Source organism: Sphingomonas aurea (genome assembly GCF_030678875.1).
GTDB lineage: Bacteria > Pseudomonadota > Alphaproteobacteria > Sphingomonadales > Sphingomonadaceae > Sphingomonas > Sphingomonas aurea.
In genome coordinates this window covers 32326-53824 of record NZ_JAUUDS010000014.1, presented here as the reverse complement: position 1 = coordinate 53824, position 21499 = coordinate 32326, and the positions used below count along the sequence as shown (strand labels likewise).

At 65.9% G+C, this 21499-nt stretch carries 18 protein-coding genes and 2 pseudogenes; 13 read left to right on the top strand and 7 right to left on the bottom strand.

Annotation, left to right across the window (positions count from 1 at the left end; all coding sequences use genetic code 11):
* Window positions 1-312: 312 nt before the first annotated feature.
* A complete protein-coding gene (locus Q5H91_RS16395) occupies window positions 313-2487 on the top strand; it encodes a tail fiber domain-containing protein (protein ID WP_305174527.1) in 2175 nt (724 codons plus the stop codon).
* A gap of 721 nt (window positions 2488-3208) precedes the next feature.
* Here the strand turns inward: Q5H91_RS16395 and Q5H91_RS16390 are convergent.
* Window positions 3209-4228 (bottom strand): NAD-dependent epimerase, encoded by a 1020-nt coding sequence (locus Q5H91_RS16390; RefSeq protein ID WP_305174524.1) that lies wholly within the window; start codon window positions 4226-4228, stop codon window positions 3209-3211.
* Between the two features lie 270 nt (window positions 4229-4498).
* Here Q5H91_RS16390 and Q5H91_RS16385 point away from each other — a divergent pair.
* Window positions 4499-4814, top strand: a pseudogene (locus tag Q5H91_RS16385) (transposase); the annotation flags it as partial.
* Here the strand turns inward: Q5H91_RS16385 and Q5H91_RS16380 are convergent.
* Window positions 4796-4936 (bottom strand): annotated as a pseudogene (locus Q5H91_RS16380) (IS481 family transposase); the annotation flags it as partial. The pseudogenes Q5H91_RS16385 and Q5H91_RS16380 overlap by 19 nt on opposite strands.
* A gap of 476 nt (window positions 4937-5412) precedes the next feature.
* On the opposite strand from Q5H91_RS16380, the gene rfbF reads away from it, so the two are divergent.
* Genes rfbF through Q5H91_RS16345 form a run of 7 tightly spaced genes read left to right on the top strand, consistent with a single transcriptional unit; the run spans window position 5413 to window position 12093 of the window.
* Complete coding sequence (gene rfbF, locus Q5H91_RS16375) at window positions 5413-6183, top strand: glucose-1-phosphate cytidylyltransferase (RefSeq protein ID WP_305174521.1); 771 nt, start codon at window positions 5413-5415, stop codon at window positions 6181-6183.
* A gap of 8 nt (window positions 6184-6191) precedes the next feature.
* The gene (gene rfbG / locus Q5H91_RS16370) at window positions 6192-7268 is read left to right on the top strand and encodes a CDP-glucose 4,6-dehydratase (RefSeq protein ID WP_305174518.1); all 1077 of its coding nucleotides are present in this window, start codon (window positions 6192-6194) and stop codon (window positions 7266-7268) included.
* Entirely contained in the window at window positions 7261-7827 is a 567-nt protein-coding gene (locus Q5H91_RS16365; protein WP_305174516.1) for a dTDP-4-dehydrorhamnose 3,5-epimerase family protein, read from the top strand. The genes rfbG and Q5H91_RS16365 overlap by 8 nt, the downstream gene beginning before the upstream one ends.
* On the top strand, window positions 7824-9050 hold the full coding sequence (locus tag Q5H91_RS16360; RefSeq protein WP_305174514.1) for a class I SAM-dependent methyltransferase: 1227 nt from the start codon (window positions 7824-7826) through the stop codon (window positions 9048-9050). Before Q5H91_RS16365 ends, Q5H91_RS16360 begins: the two co-directional genes overlap by 4 nt.
* Window positions 9047-9892: an NAD-dependent epimerase/dehydratase family protein gene (locus tag Q5H91_RS16355; protein WP_305174511.1), complete on the top strand. Its 846-nt coding sequence runs from the start codon at window positions 9047-9049 to the stop codon at window positions 9890-9892. Before Q5H91_RS16360 ends, Q5H91_RS16355 begins: the two co-directional genes overlap by 4 nt.
* A gap of 2 nt (window positions 9893-9894) precedes the next feature.
* Window positions 9895-11415 (top strand): lipopolysaccharide biosynthesis protein, encoded by a 1521-nt coding sequence (locus Q5H91_RS16350; protein ID WP_305174508.1) that lies wholly within the window; start codon window positions 9895-9897, stop codon window positions 11413-11415.
* A gap of 15 nt (window positions 11416-11430) precedes the next feature.
* Window positions 11431-12093, top strand: coding sequence for a DapH/DapD/GlmU-related protein (locus Q5H91_RS16345; protein ID WP_305174505.1), 663 nt, complete (start codon window positions 11431-11433; stop codon window positions 12091-12093).
* On the opposite strand, the gene Q5H91_RS16340 is transcribed toward Q5H91_RS16345, so the two are convergent.
* The 4 genes from Q5H91_RS16340 to Q5H91_RS16325 are packed head-to-tail and all read right to left on the bottom strand — an operon-like array spanning window position 12081 to window position 15994.
* Entirely contained in the window at window positions 12081-12974 is an 894-nt protein-coding gene (locus Q5H91_RS16340; protein ID WP_305174504.1) for a hypothetical protein, read from the bottom strand. The genes Q5H91_RS16345 and Q5H91_RS16340 overlap by 13 nt on opposite strands.
* The gene (locus Q5H91_RS16335; RefSeq protein ID WP_305174502.1) at window positions 12971-13942 is read right to left on the bottom strand and encodes a rhamnan synthesis F family protein; all 972 of its coding nucleotides are present in this window, start codon (window positions 13940-13942) and stop codon (window positions 12971-12973) included. Before Q5H91_RS16335 ends, Q5H91_RS16340 begins: the two co-directional genes overlap by 4 nt.
* 3 nt (window positions 13943-13945) lie before the next feature.
* Window positions 13946-14941, bottom strand: coding sequence for a glycosyltransferase family 2 protein (locus tag Q5H91_RS16330; protein WP_305174501.1), 996 nt, complete (start codon window positions 14939-14941; stop codon window positions 13946-13948).
* 36 nt (window positions 14942-14977) lie between these two features.
* Complete coding sequence (locus Q5H91_RS16325) at window positions 14978-15994, bottom strand: glycosyltransferase family 2 protein (protein ID WP_305174500.1); 1017 nt, start codon at window positions 15992-15994, stop codon at window positions 14978-14980.
* Window positions 15995-16050: 56 nt separating this feature from the next.
* On the opposite strand from Q5H91_RS16325, the gene Q5H91_RS16320 reads away from it, so the two are divergent.
* Window positions 16051-17256 carry a glycosyltransferase gene (locus Q5H91_RS16320; RefSeq protein ID WP_305174498.1) on the top strand — a complete coding sequence of 402 codons (1206 nt, stop codon included), beginning with the start codon at window positions 16051-16053 and terminating at the stop codon, window positions 17254-17256.
* Entirely contained in the window at window positions 17253-18332 is a 1080-nt protein-coding gene (locus tag Q5H91_RS16315) for a glycosyltransferase family 4 protein (protein WP_305174496.1), read from the top strand. Before Q5H91_RS16320 ends, Q5H91_RS16315 begins: the two co-directional genes overlap by 4 nt.
* 4 nt (window positions 18333-18336) lie before the next feature.
* Here Q5H91_RS16315 and Q5H91_RS16310 read toward each other — a convergent pair whose 3' ends face one another.
* Window positions 18337-19743 carry an exopolysaccharide biosynthesis polyprenyl glycosylphosphotransferase gene (locus Q5H91_RS16310; RefSeq protein WP_305174494.1) on the bottom strand — a complete coding sequence of 469 codons (1407 nt, stop codon included), beginning with the start codon at window positions 19741-19743 and terminating at the stop codon, window positions 18337-18339.
* A 299-nt stretch (window positions 19744-20042) separates the two neighbouring features.
* Here Q5H91_RS16310 and Q5H91_RS16305 point away from each other — a divergent pair, with 299 nt between their 5' ends.
* Both Q5H91_RS16305 and Q5H91_RS16300 read left to right on the top strand, forming a co-directional pair.
* On the top strand, window positions 20043-20366 hold the full coding sequence (locus tag Q5H91_RS16305; RefSeq protein WP_305174493.1) for a hypothetical protein: 324 nt from the start codon (window positions 20043-20045) through the stop codon (window positions 20364-20366).
* Window positions 20367-20462: 96 nt separating this feature from the next.
* Window positions 20463-21425 carry a tyrosine-type recombinase/integrase gene (locus tag Q5H91_RS16300; RefSeq protein ID WP_305174492.1) on the top strand — a complete coding sequence of 321 codons (963 nt, stop codon included), beginning with the start codon at window positions 20463-20465 and terminating at the stop codon, window positions 21423-21425.
* The last annotated feature ends 74 nt before the right edge of the window (window positions 21426-21499 follow it).

Here is a 21499-nt window from a genome sequence, read left to right as displayed (position 1 = left end):
GAGGGATACCGACATGACTGCAATAAAGAAGCGGCGCATGCGCAGCAATACTCACGATGGAAAGTGGCGCCTATAGGTGACACTCGTGTGAAGGTAAAGTTGATGCCTCTCTTCCCCGGCCAACCGGCGAAAAGGAGGCGGGGCGCATTGATTCCTGCCCTTCGCAACGGACGCCAATCCGACGACGGCCCAGCCATCTGGCCGCACGTGGATCGCCCTCACGATCGACTATCGCCACGATTTCTGCGACGTGAAGCGGTGCCCGGCAAGCCGTGGCGTATCGATGCGAATGAACGTGACAGGAGAAGATACGTGTCTGATGAATTGCCTGTGTCGCGCCGCACAATCCTAGCCACGGCATCCGGCGCGTCGCTGTCGGCGTTAAGCCAAGCTCTACCCGCCACCCCCATGAATACCCGCCGCGTCTTGCCTTCCGCTTCTCAAACCAGCGGTGATGGTCCGACCGCATCGGCTTCCGATGAGTTCGTTCAATCCGGCGAGGGCGCCACGCGCCGGACAATAGCAGCCAAGATGAGCGATTTTGTCTCAGTCGCCGATTATGGCGCGAGCGCAGATGGACAGGCGCAGGAACAGTTCGCTTTTACGGGGGCAGCCGCAAGCCTTTCTGCCGGCGGTCCTCTGGATGTGACGGCGGGTATGCATCTGGTTGGACCCCAAACCTTCGGGCCTGCGCGCGGCAACGTACATGCTTACGACACTGCAGTCATCGGAAACCGAAACCTCGTTGCTGACGGGACTTTCGCAACCCGTCTGGCATCAGCGTGGCACCTTGTTGGTTTTGTAAGGGTATCAGGTGGGGTGAAGCATGAAGGCGGTCGGCCGGCATCGCTCCTGCAGACGATCGTGGTCGAGCCCTACGCCAGTTATGTTGCCGTCATTGATGTTGAAAGTTCGATAGCTGGCGGAATGGCAATTTTTCTTGGTGGACGCCCGATATTTACCGAGGGCGATTTCTCGATACTGGCGCTAGGAAAGGATACCTACAAATTCGTTATATTTTCATACGATGTAGATGGTTTCGTTGATCTGGAGCTTCGTTTCGATAATGATTGGTCCGGCGTGGTCTCAAGAATTAATCTAAGTAAAGTAGAGCGTGAAGCTCCGTATGATTTCTTTAGTATTTCTCACGACAAGCGTGATTTTTCTAATATATTTGGCATTAAGTTTGGCCGATTCCTATCGGGAAATATCGCTATCGGTGATCGATTGACGAGCGGTTTGATGTCGGAAAAGGCGGGCTGGAATATTGCGATCGGGCCGCGCGCATTGTCTACTAATGTAGATGAATTTGAGAATACCGCAATTGGCGCTTTTGTGCTTGAATACAATCAGGCAAGCCGAAATGTTGCGGGAGGATATTCTGCCTTCAGATACAATACTAAAGGAGAACGTAATACTGGGTGGGGGTACAAGGTGTTTGGAAGGAACTCGACCGGTTCCAACAACACGGGAGTGGGATTTTGGGCGGGTCTCTATAATCAATTAGGTAATGATAATTCATATTTTGGGTCGCGGGCTGGATATTATAACAGCAATGGCAACTATAATTCATTTTTCGGATCGCAGGCTGGCCTACAAAATGATGGAGGGCTCGCTAATACATATATAGGAGCGATATCCGGTCCTTACGCAACCGGGACTCAGACGTTCCATTACAGTCATTCAACATGCGTTGGAGCAGAAAGCAAAGGATATGGCAGCCGAACAACTGCGATCGGAAGCGAAGCGCGATGTGGGTCGAATCCATATGACCTTGGGCGGGCGATTGCCACTACAGCCACAGCCCTCGGTCATCGCGCAGTTGCGAACGACGATGGGACGGCTGCAATCGGAGGGGGTGCTAGCGCATCGGGGGCTCACAGCACATGTCTCGGTGAAGTGTCGGCCACCAATGGGGCGAGCGCCACGGCGCTCGGGGCCTCTGCTTATGCATCGGAAACCTCAACAGCCATCGGTGCTGGGGCGGGGAGGGGCTTGTCGGGCAAGAGCAATATTAGCATCGGCGTGGGAGCAAACAGTGATGGCGTAACACGGTCCTACGAAAATGCCATCGCCATCGGCAACGGTGCGATGTGCACCACAAGTAACCAGTTGGTTCTCGGCAATCATGCAACGCGCCAAATCCGCGCGGCGACCGCAGTAATAACTACGTTGTCCGACAAGAGAGACAAAGCAAACATCGAGTATCTTGATACAAATCACGCATCATGCTTGCTGCGCTCCCTTAAACCTGCTCGCTGGATATGGAAGCATCGTGATCGGTCAGGTATTGAAGGAAGCGATGTGGGATTTATTGCCCAAGACCTGCTCTTGTCGCAGACGGAAGCTGGTGCCGACTGGTTAAACCTGGTTGATGACAGCAATGCCAATCAATTGCACGCTGCTCCTTCACGATTAATTCCTATCTTAGTGTCTGCATTACAAGATGCTTTAAAAAGAATTGAAAAACTTGAAAAGAACGTTTAATCTATCTCGTTGTCTTTAAAAAATCTACTAGATTAGGTCTGGCGCAAGGCTAGAAAAGCTAACATAGATTGTGCGGTGTTACTGTAGGCGATAGCAACATGTCGTTTATTTTTGAGCTTGTTGAACAACCAGATCGATCTGGTTGCGTCAGAAATATTTGACGCGACCATATGGTGCCGGCTTTGATGGTTGCGCCGAGCAGGGATTGCGCCTTCGACGTTAATGCTGGTCAGGGTGTTGCGAACCGCATCACTGTCATAGCCCTTGTCGCAAGCAAAACGTCGATGCGATGAGCGATCATATACATCAGTCGTCCCAGCCTTGCGTGTCAGAGCTTGATCATATCAACGTACTGCATGGCGATGAGGTTGCGCATGACCGGCGCCCGACGAGTGGCATCGGTGGATCTGATCGAGTCATTAAAGCGGTTTCGATCAGTCTGCATCATATCCGCAGTTTGCGAAGTAATTAACGCATTTCAGTGAGGCCGCCACAATCCGACAATCGCTCCATTTGCTCCGACAGCCCGAACAATCCCGCCTGACGTATCTGCCGCCCTCGGTCACACGCAGTGAGTCATCTTCAACAGGATCACGCCAGGTTATTAGGTGTGCCCGGGTAATGTTTGGTGCGGCGTAGGGGATGGGATCACGGGGGCGGTCGTAGCCGATCATGGAGTTTGATGAAGCCGCCACGCGATCGGCAAAGCGCCTCGGCTGCATCAGTTAAGTTGGTTCACCGTATAATAGTCCATATACCAATCGACGAAGCGACCAATCCCGGTCTCGATCGTCGTGTCGGGTTTGAAACCAATCCAGGCTTCAAGCGCGGCAGTATCCGCGGCTGTGGCGAGCACGTCGCCCGGCTGCATGGGCAGCATATTGATCTGCGCTTTCGCTCCAAGCGATCGCTCAAGCGCAGCAATGTACGACATTAGGGGCGTCGGTCGGCTGTTCCCGATATTGAACACGCGATAGGGAACATTACTAGTTGCAGGATCCGGATTAGATGGATCAAAAGACGGATCAGGCGTCGCTGGCTTGTCTACCAGCTTCACTACCGCTTCAACGATGTCATCAACGTAGGTGAAGTCTCGGGTCATCTGGCCGTTGTTGAACACGTCTATCGGCTCACCGTTCAAGATCGCCTTGGCGAACAGAAACAGTGCCATGTCGGGTCGTCCCCAAGGACCATATACGGTGAAGAAGCGCAAGCCGGTCGTCGGCAGACTAAACAGGTGACTGTAGGTGTGCGCCATCAATTCATTAGTTTTCTTAGTAGTAGCATAAAGGCTTACAGGATGATCTACATTCTGGCGCTCCCTGAAAGGGAGGCCTGTGTTGCCGCCATATACGCTTGAGCTACTGGCGTAGACCAGATGTTCAATCTGATGGCGACGACATGCCTCGAGGATGTTCAGGAAACCTTTGATATTTGCCTCGATATACGCGTGGGGCTGAGTTAGCGAGAACCGTACTCCTGCCTGGGCGGCGAGATGTACGATACGTTTCGGTCGCTCGTGCGCAAAGATGGCCTCAAGTGCTGCCCCATCAGCAACATCCTGCTCGTAGAAGGTAAAATTGGGGTATGCCTTCAGCCGCGCCAATCGTGCGCGCTTCAGCGATACATCATAATAATTATTGAGATTGTCGATACCAACCACCTCTTCTCCGCGGCCTAGCAGGAGCAGGCTGGCATGCATGCCGATGAAGCCAGCAGCTCCAGTGACGACGATCTTCATAATTTCAGGTGCCCCTCTGCTTGCCCTACAGCAGGATCAATTTCACTTCGCAACCGATTGTATCAGGCGTCCCCACGCACGGTGGCGGACATGCCCATCTCGACGAACTGTTGATGTCCCACAGCTACGACGATGGCATCGTAGCGCTAATCGTCTGGTAACGTATTGGGCAGCGACCGCAACAGAGAGGTGGCTCGGGGAATCTGGATAGTGGGGATAAGGGGATTGCCGATCCGACAGCGGCCATGATGGCCGCGAGCAGGAGGCAAGATGAGCAAGCGACCGCGCCGGAACCACGGCCCGGCGTTCAAGGCGAAGGCAGCGTTGGTTGCCACGAAAGGCGAGAAGACGCTGGCCGAACTGGCACAGGAGTATGACGTGCATCCAAGCCTCATTAATGGCGGGCGCGGCGGATGTATTCGGCGCGAAGCCGGCAGCGGCCGAGCCGGCGGTCGCTGTGACGGTGCTGCACACCAAGATTGGCGAGTTGACGCTGGCGAATGATTTTGATCGGTGCGCTCAGGAAGGCCGGTCTGTTGCCGAACGCAAAGCGATGATCGACCGTGGTCATGCGTTGCTGATCAGTCTCGGGATCGGGTTGACGATGAACCGGTCCGGTTCTGACGTCCAGATCTTTGCGATGTACTCGTAGGGTTTGAGACCGTTGAGCGTCTTGAGCCGGCGGGCAAAGGTATAGGCAGCCATGAAGGGGTCATTGCAGAATCTCTTACTGAGCGTACGCTATGCGCACGCATTCGATCGTCTGCCGCTCGAACACTTGGGGGGGGGGGGGCTGGGCAGCGATTCGGAACGTGTCGTCGCCCAGTGGCAGCGCGACCTTGCCATCGGCAAGCATGAGGCCGGCGTCACATGCCGAGGCCAGCGTGCTGAGGTCGTGGAGGGCCGTGATGAGCGCCAAGCCGGCATCGACTATATCGCGCAGAACCTCGCGCAGATCGAAGGTCGAAGAGCGAGACGGGATCGAGCAGGCTGGTCTTGCCCGATCCGTTCGTTGGTAGTTCGGCTTTTTGCAACAAACGTACGATAATGTCCTTTATCGTTCAAAAACTGGCTGATCGACACATGATTGTCGCGACATGAGGATGGCACCTGCGCCCCCATGATAGACCCCGCCCCCGCCACTCCCTAAGCTCGCCGCCGATCGGTATCGCGAGGGAGTTTCCGTGAAAGCAGTCATCCTGGCCGGCGGGCTCGGCACGCGGTTCAGTGAGGAGACGTCGGTCCGGCCCAAGCCGATGATCGAGATCGGCGGGCGGCCGATCCTGTGGCACATCATGAAGATCTACGCCGCGCACGGCGTCGACGACTTCATCGTCTGCTGCGGCTATCGCGGCTATGTCATCAAGGAATATTTCGCCAATTATTTCCTGCACATGTCCGACGTGACGATCGACATGAAGCAGAACAGCATGACTGTCCACGAGCGCCGGGCAGAGCCCTGGACGGTGACATTGGTCGATACCGGCGACGACACCATGACCGGCGGGCGGCTGCGGCGCGTCGCCCATCATGTCCGGGACGAGGATGCGTTCTTCTTTACCTATGGCGACGGCGTCGGCGACATCGACGTCACCGCCAGCCTGGCGTTCCACCGCGCCCACGGCCGGCGCGCGACGCTGACCGCGACCTATCCGCCCGGCCGCTTCGGCGCGGTCGACATCGCCGACGGGCGGGTGCGTGCCTTTCAGGAGAAGCCGCAGGGCGATGGCGGGCGGATCAACGGCGGGTTCTTCGTCCTGTCGCCGGCGGTGCTCGACTATATCGCCGGCGACGCCACCACCTGGGAGCAGGAGCCGCTCAACAGGCTGGCGGCCGAGGGCCAGCTGATGGCGCACGAGCATGACGGCTTCTGGCAGCCGATGGACACGCTGCGCGACAAGCAATATCTGACCGGCCTCTGGGAAAGCGGTCAGGCACCCTGGAAGATCTGGTAGGGGCAGGAATGGATCGCGGGTTCTGGCGGGGCAGGCGCGTCTTCCTGACCGGGCATACCGGGTTCAAGGGCGGCTGGCTGGCGCTGTGGCTGGCCGATGCGGGGGCCGAGGTCCATGGCTTCGCGCTGCCCGCCCCGACCGAGCCCAGCCTGTTCGAGGCGGCCGGCGTCGTGCAGTGCCTGGCCGGCCACACCCTCGGCGACATCCGCGACGCCGATGCGGTCGCGCGCGCGCTGGCGGCCGCGCGGCCGGAGATCGTGTTCCACCTCGCCGCCCAGCCGCTGGTCCGCCTGTCCTATGCCCAGCCGCTGGAAACCTTCGCCACCAACGTCATGGGCACCGCGCATGTGCTGGAGGCGGCGCGGGCGGCGGGATCGGTGCGCGCGCTGGTCAGCGTGACAACCGACAAATGTTACGAGAACCACGAATGGCCCTGGCCCTATCGCGAGAGCGATGCGCTGGGCGGGCACGACCCTTACTCGGCTAGCAAGGCCTGTGCGGAACTGGTCACCGCCGCCTGGCGCACCGCCTATCCGGGGGCGGACGCGCCGCGGATCGCCAGCGCGCGCGCCGGCAACGTCATCGGCGGGGGCGACTGGGCGCTCGACCGGCTGGTGCCCGACGCGTTGCGCGCGTGCGACGCCGGTACGGTGCTGGCGGTCCGCCGCCCCGCCGCGGTCCGGCCGTGGCAGCATGTGCTGGAGCCGCTGGCCGGCTATATCCGGCTCGCCGAACGGCTGGCCGAGGGCGACGACGTGGCGCAGGCGTGGAATTTCGGCCCGGTCGACGCCGATGCCCGGCCGGTCGCCTGGATCCTCGACACGCTCGCCCGCACCTTGCCCGATCTGCGCTGGCAGGCGACCGGCGCGGACGAGGGCGTGCACGAGGCGGGCCTGCTGAAGCTCGACAGCTCGCGCGCCCGTGCCCGGCTCGGCTGGGCGCCGCGCTGGCGGCTGGACGAGGCGCTGGCGCACACCGCTGCCTGGCACCGGGCGTGGTGCGCGGGCGCCGACATGGCCGGCGTCACCCGCGACCAGATCCACACCTATGAAGCCGCACCGCGCGATGGCGGGGCCGATGGCTGAGGCACGCTTCGCCGTCCACGACACTCCGCTCGCCGGGCTGAAGCGGGTGGTGCGTACCCGCATCGGCGACACGCGCGGCTTCCTCTCGCGGCTCTACTGCGCCGGTGAACTGGCAGCGGCCGGCTTCACCGCGCCGGTCGCGCAGATCAACCACACGCTGACCCGCGCCACGGGCTCGATCCGCGGCCTGCATTTCCAGCATCCCCCGTACGCCGAAGACAAGTTCGTCAGCGTGCTGGCCGGCGCGGTGTTCGACGTCGCGATCGATCTGCGTGCCGGCTCGCCCACCTTCCTCCATTGGCACGGCGAGCATCTGTCGGCGGACAATGCGACCAGTCTGTTCATCCCCAAGGGGTTCGCGCACGGTTTCCAGACGCTGACCGCCGATTGCGAACTCCTCTACCTCCACACCGCGCCCTATGCGGCAGGGGCGGAGGGCGGGCTGAACCCGCTCGACCCGCGCCTCGCCATCGCCTGGCCGCTCGCGATCACGGAGATTTCCGCCCGCGACCGCGGCCATCCCCTGCTGACGCCTGACTTCACGGGAATTCCATCATGAACTGCCGGCACTGCGGCGCCGCGGTACGCCTGCCGCTGATCGACCTGGGCGCCTCGCCCCCCTCCAACGCCTATCTGAGCGGGACGGCGCTGTCGGCGCCGGAGACCTGGTACCCCTTGCGCGTCGCGGTGTGCGAGGCGTGCTGGCTGGTCCAGACCGAGGATTTCGCCGGCCGCGACGCCTTCTTCTCCGAGGATTACGCCTATTTCTCGTCCTTCTCGACCAGCTGGCTGCGCCATTCGGAGGCCTATGTCGCGGCCATGGCGCAGCGGCTGGGGCTGGACGGGACGTCGCTGGTGGTCGAGGTCGCGGCGAATGACGGCTATCTGCTGCAATATGTCGCCGCGCGCGGCATCGGCGCGCTGGGCATCGAGCCGACCGCCAGCACCGCGCAGGCCGCCCGGGCCAAGGGGCTGGAGATCGTCGAGGATTTCTTCGGCACCGACCTCGCCCGCCGGCTGGTGGCGGAAGGGCGCAGCGCCGACCTGACCGCGGCCAACAACGTGCTGGCGCATGTGCCGGACATCAACGACTTCGTCGCCGGCTTTGCGCTTCTGCTGAAGCCGGACGGGGTTTCGACCTTCGAATTTCCCCATCTTCTCAACCTGATCGAACAGCGCCAGTTCGATACCATCTATCACGAACATTATTCCTATCTGTCGCTGACCGCGGTCGCGACGATCTTCGCCGCCAACGGACTGGCGGTGTTCGACGTCGAGGAGCTGCCGACCCATGGCGGCTCGCTGCGTGTCCATGCCCAGCGCGCCGACACCGGCGCCCGCCCGGTCGGGCTGGCCGTCGCCGCCATGCTGGCGCGCGAGGCGGAGGCGGGCATCGCGACCCCCGGCTACTACGCCGCGCTGCAGGGCCAGGCAGAGGAGATCGCCGATGCGCTGAACACCTTCCTGATCCAGGCCAGGGCAGAGGGGCTGAAGGTCGCCGGCTACGGCGCCGCGGCGAAGGGCAACACGCTCCTCAACTTCGCCGGCATCCGCCCGCACCTCCTGCCCTTCGTGGTTGATCGCAACCCGGCCAAGGCAGGACGCTTCCTGCCCGGCAGCCGCGTGCCCGTCGTCGACGAGGCGCGACTGCGCGCCGAGCGGCCCGACCATGTCCTGATCCTGCCCTGGAACATCGCCGACGAGGTGATGGAGCAGCTGTCCTATATTCGCGACTGGGGCGGCCGCTTCGTCACCGCCGTGCCCGAGTTACGTATCGCATGACGATCGCCGTCACCGGAGCCGCGGGTTTCATCGGCCGCCACCTCGTGCGTGCGCTGGTCGACCGCGGCGCCGACGTGACCGCGGTGGTGCGGCGGATGCCCGACACGCCGGTGCCGGGCGCACGCTACGTCACGCTCGATCTGGCCGACGCCGATGCCGGCACTTGGGCGGCGCTCGGCGCGCCCGACCGGCTGGTCCATCTCGCCTGGGGCGGCCTGCCCGACTATCGCTCGCGCCATCATTTCGAGCGCGAGCTGCCGCTCCACTACGGCTTTCTGCGGACGCTGGTAGAGGCGGGGCTGCCGGCGATGCTGGTGGCGGGCACCTGCTACGAATATGGCATGATCGACGGCGCGCTGGCCGAGGATGCCGTGCCGCAGCCCGCCAACCCTTATGCCTTCGCCAAGGCGGCGCTGCTCCGGCAGCTGCAGTTCCTGCAGGACGAGCGGGGCTTCGCGCTCACCTGGGCGCGGCTCTTCTACATGTGGGGGTCGGGGCAGGCGCCGCGCGCGCTCTACCCCCTGCTCGGCGCCGCGATCGCGCGCGGCGACGCGACCTTCCCGATGTCGGCGGGCGAGCAGCTGCGCGACTATCTGCCGGTCGACCGGGTCGCGGCACTGCTGGCGGCGCTGGCGCTGCGCGGTGCCGATGACGGCGTCGTCAACATCAGCTCCGGCCAGCCGGTGTCGGTGCGCGCCCTGGTCGAGCGCTGGATCGCAGAGGCCGGCGCCACGATCGTCCCCGAACTCGGCCGCTACCCCTATCCGGACCACGAACCCCTCGCCTTCTGGGGCGCGACCGTGAAGCGGCGTGCGCTGCTGGGCGACGATCCCGTGCCCTGACCATGCCGATCCGCCACAACGTCCTCGCCAATCTCGTCGGTCGCCTGTGGGCCGCGCTGATGAGCTTCGCCTTCGTGCCGCTCTACATCCGCCTGCTCGGGATCGAGGCCTACGGCCTGATCGGCCTGTTCGCGTCGATGATGGCGATGTTCGCGCTTCTCGACCTGGGTCTCAGCCTGACTGCCAACCGCGAACTGGCGCGCGCGGCCGATCGGCCGGACGGCATCGCCGCGGCGCGCGACCTGCTCCGGACGCTGGAGGTGGCCTATTGGCTGATCGCCGCGGCGATCGGCATAGCCATATTCCTGGCCGCCCCCCTGATCGTCGATCACTGGCTCCACATCCGCACTCTCGACCGGCAGACCGTGGTGGGCGGGGTCAGGGCGATGGCGGTCACCGCGCTGATGCGCTGGCCCGTCTCGCTCTATTTCGGCGCGCTGACCGGCCTCCAGCGTCAGGTTTCGCTGAACGTCGTCCTGTCGGTCGGCGCCACGCTGGCCAGTGCCGGCGTCGTCGCCGTGCTGGCGCTGGTGTCGCGCACCGTCACCGCCTTTTTCCTGTGGCAGGCGCTCGTCGCCGGGGTGCAGGTCCTGCTGCTGCACCGGCTGGTCTGGCATCATCTCCGTCTGCCGGATCACCGGCCGCGCGTCGGCGTCGCGGCGGTCCGCGCCAGTGCCGGCTTCTCTGCCGCGATCACGGCGTTGACCCTGTTGTCGATCGTCCTGACCCAGCTCGACAAGGTGATCCTGTCGCGGATGCTGCCGCTCGACGTCTTTGGCCGGTACGCGCTGTGCAGTGCGATCGCGGCGGTCCTCACGACGATGGGCACGGCGGTCGAGAGTGCCGTCTTTCCCGCCCTGTCACGCCTAGTGGCGAGGGGTGACGGCGAGGCGGAGCGCCGCCTGTACCATCAGGCGAGCCAAGGTCTCGCCCTGCTGATCGTGCCGGCGACGACGGGGCTGGTGGTCTTTGCGCAGGAATTGCTGCGCGCCTATGTTCACGATGCTGCGATCGTCGCGTCGACGTACCGCCTGCTCAGCCTGCTGGCGGCGGGGAGCGGGGTGCTGGCGCTGATGTACATGCCGCTCTCGCTTCAGCTCGCTCATGGCTGGACCAGCCTGTCGCTGGTGAAGAACCTCGTGGCGGTGATCCTGTTCGCGCCCCTGCTCTACGTCCTGATCCTCTATTTCGGTGCGCTGGGTGCGGGGGGCGCGTGGCTGATCCTGACCACCGGCTATTTCCTTGTCGAGGTGCCGGTGATGCACCATCGTCTGCTGCCCGGGGAGCAGTGGCGCTGGTATGCAGTCGATATCGGCATCCCGACGGCGGTTGCGGTCGCCGCGTTCGGGGCGCTGCGCCTCGCCATGCCCGCCGCATGGCCGCTGTCCCTGCAGGTGCCGGCGATCGGGCTGGCCTATCTGGTCGCGGTCGGCGGATCGGCCATGCTGATGCCGGAATGCCGGCGGATCATCGCCGCCTGGCGGAATGGAGCGTTCGCCGGCAGACAGCTCGAACGATCATAGGTCCGGATCACCCAGATGCTTCGCGAAAAGATCCAGCAATATCGCGCCCGGACCCGGGCGCTGGCGACCCATCCCGGATTGTGGCTGGGAAAAGCAGCCACGGTGTCCGACAGCCGGTTCGAGGCGCAAAACCGGATCGGCGACCATGCCCATGTCGCGCACAGCAGCCTGGGTCGCTACAGCTATGTAGGCCCGCGCTGCATCGTGAGCCATGCCGACATCGGCCGGTTCTGCGCGGTGGCACCGGATGCCATCATCGGGACGGGCGGGCATCCGATTGGCGCCAACGCCTCGATCCATCCGCTCTTCTATCTTCACCGTCCCGCCATCGGCTGGGACTTCGTGGAGCGCGACCAGGCGAGCGAATATGCGCGGACCCGGATCGGCCATGACGTCTGGATCGGCGCGAAGGCGGTGGTGCGCGACGGCGTCACTATCGGCAACGGCGCTGTCGTCGGCGCCGGCGCTGTCGTCGTCCACGACCTGGCGCCCTATGGCATCTATGTCGGCGTTCCGGCGCGGCTGCTGCGCTTCCGCTATGCCGAGGATATCGTCGCGCAGCTCGAGGCGCATGGCTGGTGGGACCGCGATCCGGCCTGGCTACTGGCGAATGCCGCTGCCTTCGCCGATGTCGGGTCCTTGCTGGCGCGCTTGGCGACCGACCCTCACCAATCCTGAGCCGACAGCGCCGCCTTCAGCGCGACCGGCGCGTGCAGCCCAGCGAACTTGGTGAACAGCGAGCGCTTGAGGTACGGAAAGCCCGCGTCCAGCAGCGCGACCGGACAGGCGAGCGTCGCATCGCCTGCGGTATCGATCTGTGCCGCCCGTCCACCCGCTCGCGCCAGCACGCGCCGCACGATCGGCTCGCGAAGCGGTGCGGTCGGGACGTACCAATAGGCACCGACGCTCATGCGGCGCGCGGCAACGCGTGCGAGCCGGGTCTCCTGCAACAGGATCACCGCAGTCGGATCGTCGCAGCTCCACCGCGACGACAGGATCGGCGTCAGCGCCGCCAGGCGGGCGGGGGTGACGTCGCGAAGGACGAAGGCGAAGGAGGACAGGTGATTTTCCACCGCGCGCGTGGCGATGAAGCCGGTCAGATCCCAGGGTGCGTCACGGACCAGGCGGTCGACGTCGCCGAACGGCCCCAGCACGGAGTCGTTCTGGACATAGGCCACCGCGCCCGGCGACGCACCGGCGATCGCGTCGAGCGCCAGGCGATAGGCGGAGAAATCGAACCCCGACAGCTCCTTGACGATGATCGCATCCGCCCCGTCGGGCACGACGGGATGGGCGATGTCGGGGCAGGCGAGCACGACCAGCAGCGATCCGTCCAGTCGCCGCACCCGCGCCAGGATACGCCGCTGGTCTGCGTCCAGCGCGCCCTGCGGCGCATAGAGGAACAGGACGTTCCAGCGCGCGGCCGGCGTCACCGGGCGGATCGTCCGCCAGCGTGGCGGTGCCCGGCGCCGGGTCAACCGACAGGCCAGACGCTTGATGCGGATGCGGAAGGCCGGCGGACTTGGCCGAAAGGCCCATGGCGTCGCCGGACCGGTCACCACCGATCCTGCGGCAACAGGGGGAACCGGCTGTCCAGGATGAACCGGTCGAGGGCGGTGCGGTCGGGAATGGGCCTGACCGTGCGATCGTCGTCGCCGGGAAGCGGGGCAGCCACCTTCAGCCAGCGATAGCCCGCGTGCTCGGCCGCCAGCAGGAACAGGCGTTCGATCGCATGCTGGACGGTGCCGCGGACCTGGTCCTCCTCCAGCGGGAAATCGTCGAGGGTCAGGCCCAGGTCGAGCAACGGTCGCAGGGCGGCCGGCCGCGCCCAGAACATCGAGCCGGCGGGGAAATCCAGCGCATGGTGACGCCTGATTCCGAACCCCATTCGTCTGGCGAGCGATCGGGCCGTGCTGAAATTGCCGTCCCAGTGGAGCAGGCCGCGGATCGCCGGCAGATGGCGGGGCAGGACGATGCCGATATCGGGATGCTGCCGAAAAACCTGCAGGATGCTCGCCACGATCGTGGGTGATCCGCACAGGCTGGCGAACAGCAGCGACCGCCAGCGGTCGCCGATCGCGGCGGTCAGGCTCTTCTTGGTGTGCAGGAACAGGATCAGGTCGTGATCGGCATAGACGTCCGCGAAGCCGACCAGCTTGGGTGCGATGTCCCGCCCGCGATTGGGTAGCACCCGGATCTCGATCCGCTCGGCGGGCCAGCCGGCAAAGGCGCGTGCGATCGCCGGCACCTTCGCGGCACTGTCGGTGGACAGGAAAAGGGTGGCGGGCACCGGCAGATTGTCGATCGCGGCGCGGCACGCACCGGCCAGGTCGGCATGGAACAGGTGGCAGACCACGGCCACCCGCGGCACCGGTGCGTCGACCGCGTTGGCGAAGCCGAACGGCACCTGGGCGGCGAGGTCGCGCTCCTCGGCGCGGATGCGGCCGCGGATCGGCGCCAGCGCTGTCCGCCAGCCGCTGCGCAGCCGGTTATAGAGCCAGCGGGGAAGCAGATCGACCACCGCCATCGGTCAGCGCCGCATCCGCGCCCGTGCATAGGCCAGTGCCCGTCGGGTCCGGCCCCAAAGGCGCTCGCTGCGAGATGCCTGATAGGCCCAGTGCCTGACGTCGCGCGATCCGCCCAGCGCCTTGATGCGCCCGGCAATGGCATCGAGCCGGGCGCGACCGCGCGCGTCGAAGCTCGTCCGTACCATCGGCCCGTCAAAGACGAACATCTCGCGCGACAGCAGCGTCAGCATCGCCTGGCGGCCGCGATCGTCGTCGGTCAGGGCGGCGAATTCGCTGTCCAGGATCGCCGCGAACGCCGCGAATGCTTCCAGTCGCTGGTTGATCCGCGCGATGCTGACGGTGTTGGACATGCTGCTGTCGTGCAGGCGATAGGCGCAGTCGACCGATGGTGTCGCACGCTTGTGGCCGCGCCGCGTCAGCCGCAGGAACAGGAGGTGGTCGGCATAGAGGATGCCGGGCAGCGGCGGGATGCCGCCGACCGCCAGATAGTCCGCGGCACGAAAGACATATCCGGTGCCGAACGCGTCGCGCAGCCCCCAGGCGATCATCGCGGCCAGATCGCGCCAGGATTCCTGTTCCGCGATCGGACGGCACGGCCGGATCAGGGTGCCGGCCGCGTCGATCAGGTCGAAATGGCATTGCAGCAGCGTCGCTTCCGGATCGGACTGCGCCAATGCGCGCATCCGGGCAATGAAATCGGGGTACAGATAGTCGTCATGGCCCAGGAAGGTGACGAGCGTGTCCCCGGCCACCTGCGCCACCACGTCCTTCGCGCGGGCCCAGTTCTCGTCGATCGACAACGGCCGCGGCGCCGGCACGACCTCGATCCGCGGATCGGCGAACGACCGAACGATGGCGACGGTATCGTCCTCGCTGGCATTCTCCAGCACCACCAGCCGGAAATCGGGATCGCTCTGCCCGACGATGCTCGCGATCGCCTGGCGCACATAGGCGCCGCCGTTGCGAACGGGCAGGATCACCAGAAAGGGTGTCGTCATTTCGAGGACCTTCGCATGACCGCCGACACCTAATGGTTAACGCCGGAACCGCCCCCACCAGTGATAGCGCAGATATTCCTGCGCCGCGTTGAACCGCCGGATGGTGACGAAGACGCGCGCCGGGCGATAGGGCTGGCCGACCAGCGTGCTCGCCGGCACCCCGTCCGCCGCCTCGTCATAGATGGCGAGCAGTTCGTCCAGCTTCACGCGGTTCTCGGCCGAGAAGTTGCGCCGGATGATCGGCACGGTCAGCAGCGACAGCTCGCGCGCCAGCAGCGCGGCGATGCCGGCGCGGCCCGCATCGGTGGTCGCGAATTCGGCGAACTCGGTCCGCACCAGCCGGATGAAGTGCCACATGCCGACCAGGTGCGCGGCATGCTTCTCGCGGCTGGGCGTGCCCGAGGTACTGGCCAGGTGGCGGCGATAGGAGAAGCGGTTCGACAGCGTCGACACCTTGTACGACAGTCGTGCCAGCCGCACGAACACCAGCCAGTCGGAGAACAACAGCATCGGCAGGTCGGGAATGCCGCCCACCCGGCGGTAATCGCCTGCCCGGAACACATAGCCGGTGCCGAAGCTGTCGCGAAGATACCACAGCATGCTGCCCAGCATCGACATCCAGCTCTCGCGCTCGGGCACCGGCCGGCATGGGCGGATGCGGCCGTCATTCTCGTCGATCATGTCGAACAGCGTGTGATAGAGCGAGGCGTCCGGATGGTCGCGCACCAGCCCGGCGATGTCGGTGAGGAAATCGGGGTGGAAGACGTCGTCATGCCCCAGGATGGTGACCAGCGTCGCCGGATCCTCCTGTCCCATCAGGTCATGGGCGCGGTGCCAGTTCTCGTACATCGACAGCGGGCGATCGGCGGGGACGATGCTGATGCGCGGGTCGTCCCACCGCGCCAGCCGCTCGGGCGTGCCGTCGGTGCTGGCATTCTCCAGGATCACCAGCCGCCAGCGGGCATGCGACTGGGCCAGCACGCTGCCGATCGCCAGGTCGACATGGTGGCCGCCGTTGCGGACCGGCAGATAGACGACGAACTCGGGTGGCATCGAGGTTCCGATCGACGGGACAGACCCGCTTCTTGCCATCGTTCCGGGCAGTTGCAATGACCCGCATGATGCCGCCCGCCGATCCTGTCCCCGAAGCCCCATCCGATCGGGTGGAGCTGGCGATCCCACCCCGCGTCGCGATCGTCCACTACTGGCTGGTCGGCATGCGCGGCGGGGAGCGGGTGCTGGAGGCGCTGTGCGACCTCTTCCCCGACGCCGATATCTACACCCACGCGCTCGCGGCCGAGCGGCTGTCGGAGAAGCTGCGTCGGCACAATATCCGCACCAGTTTCGTCGGCCGCCTCCCGTTCGCCGCACGCTGGTACAAACGCTATCTGCCGCTGATGCCGCTGGCGATCGAGGCGCTCGACCTGACCGGCTACGACCTTGTCCTCTGCTCGGAATCGGGGCCGGCCAAGGGCGCGATCCTGCGCCCCGGCGCGGTCCAGATCGTCTATTGCCACTCGCCGATGCGCTATATCTGGGACGGCTACCACGCCTATCGCGCCCGCGCCGGCCGATTGACCCGCGCGCTGATGCCGGTCTTCGCGCATTATCTGCGGATCTGGGACGCCGCCTCGGCCCAGCGTGCCGACGCGATCGTCGCCAATTCCGCCTTCGTCGCCGGCCGCGTGCGCCGGTTCTGGCGCCGCGAGGCCGTCATCGTCCATCCGCCTGTCGACGCGTCGACATTCCGACCTGTCGACCAGGAGGCGCGGGGCGACCATTATCTCTGGTGCGGCGAGCTGGTCGGCTACAAGCGCGCCGACCTGGCGATCGCTGCCTGCACCGCGCTCGGCCGCAAGCTGGTGGTGATCGGCGACGGCGAGGAGATGGCCCGGCTGAAGCGCCATGCCGGCGCGCACGTCACCTTTCTCGGCCGCGCCCCGGCCGCGGTGCTGCGCGACCACATGGCCCGCGCCCGTGCGCTGCTCTTCCCCGGCGAGGAGGATTTCGGCCTGGTGCCGGTCGAGATGCAGGCATCGGGCCGCCCGGTCGTCGCGCTCGCCCGCGGCGGGGCGCTGGAGACGGTGGTCGATGGCGAAACCGGCCTTCTCTATACCGACGACAGTGCGGCCGGCCTCGCCGACGCGATCCTGGCCTTCGAGGCTTCCGGGCTGGAGGCACGCTGCACCCCCGCCTGCCTCGCCAATGCCGCCCGCTTCACCCCCCAGGCGTTCCGCGCCGGCATGGCCCGGGTACTCGCCGAGCACGGCATCGCGCTTCCCGCACCCGTCGCTACCCCCGCCCTGCCCGCGTGAGCGACCGCCGCATCCTGGTCGATGCCCGCCTGCCATGGGGCTCGGGGATCGGCCGCTACGTCCGCAACATCCTGCCGCCCGTCGCCGCGCGGATGCCGGATGCGGCATTCACCCTGCTGGTGGCGCCCGCCGACGCGGTACGCGCGGGAGAGGTCATGGCCCCCCACGCGAACGTCACGGTCCGCGCCAGCCCGATCCGCCCCTTCTCCCTCGCCGAGCAGCTGCGCCTGCCGCTGTTGGCGCGGCGGTACGACCTGACCTGGTTCACCAATTACTGGGTGCCGCTCGGCTGGCGCGGCCGCTTCGTCGCGACCGTCCACGACCTGATCCACCTCGATCCCGCCTTTCCGACCTCGCGTCTCCGGCGCGTTCTGGCGGCGCGCACCTTTGCCAAGATTCGCCGCGACGCCGCGCACGTCGTCTTTGTCAGCCGCTTCACACACGGTGCGTTCACCGCCCGCCTCGGCCCGCCCCGCGCGGCCAGCGTCGTCCATCACGGCATCGATCATCTCGGCGCAGGCTCGGGCGATCCCGTTGCTCCGCGCGAGCGGTTCGCGCTCGTCGTCGCCGCGGCCAAGGCGCACAAGAACCTGCCGCTGCTACTCGATGCCTGGGCCCGCGCCGCGCTGCCTGACTGGCGGCTGGTGCTGGTGACGCCGGCCGACGACCTGCGCTCCTCGATCGACCTTGCTCCTGTACCCGGCCTGACGATCCGCCGCGGTATCGCCGATGCCGAGCTTGCCGGGCTCTACGCCAGCGCCGGCTTCGTCATCGTCCCCTCGCGCCACGAAGGCTTCGGCCTGCCGCTGCTGGAGGCGATGCGCGCCGGCGCCCCGGTCCTCGCCTCCACCGCCCCGGCGCTGGTCGAGGTGGCAGGCGATGTGCCGCTGACCTTTGTGTCGCCGGACGACCGTGACGGGTGGGTCGTCGCGATCCGCGCGATGGCGGCCGGGTGCGTGCCGCTTTCCCCCCGCCAGGCGGCGATCGCCGCACAGGGGCATGCGCACGCACGCGGTTTCACCTGGGCCCGTGCGGCCGACGCGACGGCGCGGGTGCTCGAGGCGGCGCTACCCTGACCCCTCAATAGGCATTCGGGTGCAGCATCACCTTCAGCGTGCCGAGCATGATCGCCACGTCGCGACGCAGCGACCAGTCGCCGACATAGTCCAGGTCGGCCTGCAGCCGGTCAGTCAAATCGGCCAGCGCGACCGTATTCCCCCGAAATCCGCGGATCTGTGCCAGCCCGGTCATCCCCGGCTTGATGACGTGACGCTCGCGATAGCGGGCGTCGGCGTCCCAGTAGAGCAGGTCCGCCGCCCTGGCCGCCAGCGCGTGCGGGCGCGGGCCGACGATGCTCATGTCGCCCTTCAGCACGTTCCACAGCTGCGGCAGCTCGTCGATCGAGGTGCGGCGGATCAGGGCGCCGACCCGCGTCACCCGCGTGTCGCCGCGCCCGGTCAGCCGCGTGCCCTCGGCATCGGCGTCGCCCACATACATGCTGCGGAACTTCCACATCGAAAAGATACGGTTGCCGCGGCCGATCCGCTCCTGTCGGAACAGCACCGGCCCGGGGCTGTCCACCCGGATCGCCAGCGCCGCCATCGCCAGCACCGGTGCCAGCAGCGCCAGTGCGACGAGCGATACCGTGATGTCGAACGCCCGCTTGGCCATCCGCGCCGACAGCGTCATCGAGCCGTAATTGACGATCAGCGTGCGCCGCTCGCCCAGCCGCCCCATGCCGACCGCGCCCAGCGCGTCGCGCACGTCGGTCAGGATCTCGCCGTCGACCGCCAGCGATCGCAGCACCGGCGCCCAGGCGGCCGCGCGCTCGGGCTCGCAGGCCACCACCATCCGGTCGGCATGGGCGATGCCGTGCGCCAGCCGGTGCCAGGCGCGCGGGTCGGCGGTCTCGGGGTCGAAGCCCAGTGCCTCGGCGGTCACCACGATCTCGGCCCCTTGCGGTACATAGCCGGCGCCGTCGCGGATCACGACGGTGGTGTGCGCCGCGCCGCCCAGCATCCGCGTCAGCTGCGGGCGGAGCAGCCGGCGCGCGACGATCATCAGCACGAACGCCGCGGCGAAGCCGATGCCGAACACTCCGCGCGAAAACTCGCCGCTGGCCTTCAGCATATAGCCGACCAGCAGCATCCCCGCGCCGGCGGTCGCCAGCGCCCGTCCCGCGCGCACCGTCCCCAGCCGCGCGTCGTCGAGCGTCGCGGCGCCGTAGGTGCCGTTGGCGCAGGCCTGGATCGCGAACAGCGGCAGGATCGCGCCGAGCATCACATAGCCGTGCCCGATCGGCACCGGCGCGTGCATGCTGACCAGATAGTTGGCGACGACGAAGGCGGCCGCGATCATCAGGAGGTCGCTCAGCGCCAGCTGCAGGTAGCAGTGCAGCCGCACCACCCGCTTGTCGCGCGCCGGACCCGCCCCGGCGACCGGACGGTCGGGAATGGCGGTGTCCGCTCTGCGAGAGGCGCTCGTCATGACGCTGCCGGGCTAGTCGAAAGAGGTTAATGCGGTGCTACCTCGGGCGTCTGCGCGTCTTCACGTAAAGCCTTTCTTCCTCACGTCATGGTCCCTTCGCGAGACCATCGGTCCGCGCTTTCCGTCATGCCGGGCTCGTCCCGGCATCCACCCGCCCATGCACGCAGAGGCCTGATCGTACGCGGACCGGTGGATGCCGGGACGAACCCGGCATGACAAAGGGAGCTCACCGCCTCCCTCTGCCCCGTCCATCCCGCCCGCGCTTGCTTTCCGCGCCATGATCCGCCTTGGCGGTCGGCATGGACATTCCTGCCCTCTACCATCAGTTCATCCTGTGGATCGGCGACGGCACCGGCTTGCCCGATGCGATCCTCCACATTCATGCCGGGCTCGCGATCCTGCTCGCGGTGCGGGTCGTCACCGGGCGGTCGCTCGGCACCTTCATCCCCTTCGCGGTGGTCGTCGTCGCGGAGCTGGGCAACGAGACGATGGACTATCTCGCCTATGGCATGCGCTGGAGCGACACGCTGTCGGACATGGCCAATACCTGGTTCTGGCCGTTCGTCATCAGCCTGGCGGTGCGGATCCGGCCGATGGTCCTGCGTGACCGGCCGCGGGGATAGCGGTCATCATCAACACGCCTACATGTCGACACATAGATAAGTCGACATGTAGGATTGCCATCGCCGCACCGATGCGTCATCCTGCTGCCTGCCCCCATGACCGCGCTCGCCCCCCTCGCCTCCCCTACCCTCGCCCTGCCCGCGATCGTCGCCGCGGCGGACCCGCATGCGCAGCGCCATTTCCTCGAATTCTTCGCCGCCACGATCCGCAACCCGCACACGCGGCGCGCCTATGCGCGCGGGGTCGGCGATTTCCTCGACTGGTGTGCCGCGCGCGGGGTGACCGCCCTCGCCCAGATCCAGCCGCTCCACGTCGCCGCCTGGATCGAGGAGCTGGGCCGCACCGTCTCGGTCCCCACCGTCAAGCAGCGGCTGGCGGCGGTGCGCCACCTGTTCGACTGGCTGGTCCGCTGCCAGGTCGTGCCCCAGAACCCCGCCGTCTCGGTGCGCGGCCCCGCCTATAGCCAGCGGCGTGGCAAGACGCCGGTGCTCGACCCGCACGAGGCGCGCGCATTGCTCGACCATATCGACACGTCGACATGTATAGGATTGCGCGACCGCGCGCTGATCGCGCTGATGGTCTACAGCTTCGCGCGGGTCGGCGCGGCGCTGGCGATGCGGGTCGAGGACGTGTTCGTTCAGAACCGCCGGCTATGGGTGCGTCTGCACGAGAAGGGCGGCAAGCGGCACGAGATGCCCTGCCACCACAATCTCGACGAGTATCTCCACGCCTATATCGACGGCTGCGGCCTGGCCGAGGACCGCAAGGGTCCGCTGTTCCGCACCGTCGCGCGCGGCACCGGCCGGCTCAGCCGCACCCCCCTGCCCCAGGCCAATGCGTACCAGATGGTCCGGCGCCGTGCCGACGCGGCCGGGATCGGCACCCGCATCGGCAACCACAGCTTCCGCGCGACCGGGATCACCGCCTATCTGAAGAATGGCGGCACGCTGGAACGCGCCGCGACCATGGCCAACCATGCGTCGACACGCACGACCCAGCTCTACGACCGCCGCTCGGACCAAGTGACGCTCGACGAGGTGGAGCGGGTGATGATCTGACATGTCTGCGTGTCGACATGCCGACACAAAAATCCCGTTCGCCCGGCCACCGACCGGAGCGAACGGAATAGACC

Coding starts and splice junctions, on each gene's coding strand:
- Q5H91_RS16355 (WP_305174511.1), top strand. CDS start 9,047: ATGACGATCGCCGTCACCGGAGCCGCGGGTTTCATCGGCCGCCACCTC.
- Q5H91_RS16390 (WP_305174524.1), bottom strand. CDS start 4,228: ATGAAGATCGTCGTCACTGGAGCTGCTGGCTTCATCGGCATGCATGCC.
- Q5H91_RS16305 (WP_305174493.1), top strand. CDS start 20,043: ATGGACATTCCTGCCCTCTACCATCAGTTCATCCTGTGGATCGGCGAC.
- Q5H91_RS16345 (WP_305174505.1), top strand. CDS start 11,431: ATGCTTCGCGAAAAGATCCAGCAATATCGCGCCCGGACCCGGGCGCTG.
- Q5H91_RS16300 (WP_305174492.1), top strand. CDS start 20,463: ATGACCGCGCTCGCCCCCCTCGCCTCCCCTACCCTCGCCCTGCCCGCG.
- Q5H91_RS16325 (WP_305174500.1), bottom strand. CDS start 15,994: ATGCCACCCGAGTTCGTCGTCTATCTGCCGGTCCGCAACGGCGGCCAC.
- Q5H91_RS16330 (WP_305174501.1), bottom strand. CDS start 14,941: ATGACGACACCCTTTCTGGTGATCCTGCCCGTTCGCAACGGCGGCGCC.
- Q5H91_RS16365 (WP_305174516.1), top strand. CDS start 7,261: ATGGCTGAGGCACGCTTCGCCGTCCACGACACTCCGCTCGCCGGGCTG.
- Q5H91_RS16310 (WP_305174494.1), bottom strand. CDS start 19,743: ATGACGAGCGCCTCTCGCAGAGCGGACACCGCCATTCCCGACCGTCCG.
- Q5H91_RS16320 (WP_305174498.1), top strand. CDS start 16,051: ATGACCCGCATGATGCCGCCCGCCGATCCTGTCCCCGAAGCCCCATCC.
- Q5H91_RS16350 (WP_305174508.1), top strand. CDS start 9,895: ATGCCGATCCGCCACAACGTCCTCGCCAATCTCGTCGGTCGCCTGTGG.
- rfbG (WP_305174518.1), top strand. CDS start 6,192: ATGGATCGCGGGTTCTGGCGGGGCAGGCGCGTCTTCCTGACCGGGCAT.
- Q5H91_RS16335 (WP_305174502.1), bottom strand. CDS start 13,942: ATGGCGGTGGTCGATCTGCTTCCCCGCTGGCTCTATAACCGGCTGCGC.
- Q5H91_RS16360 (WP_305174514.1), top strand. CDS start 7,824: ATGAACTGCCGGCACTGCGGCGCCGCGGTACGCCTGCCGCTGATCGAC.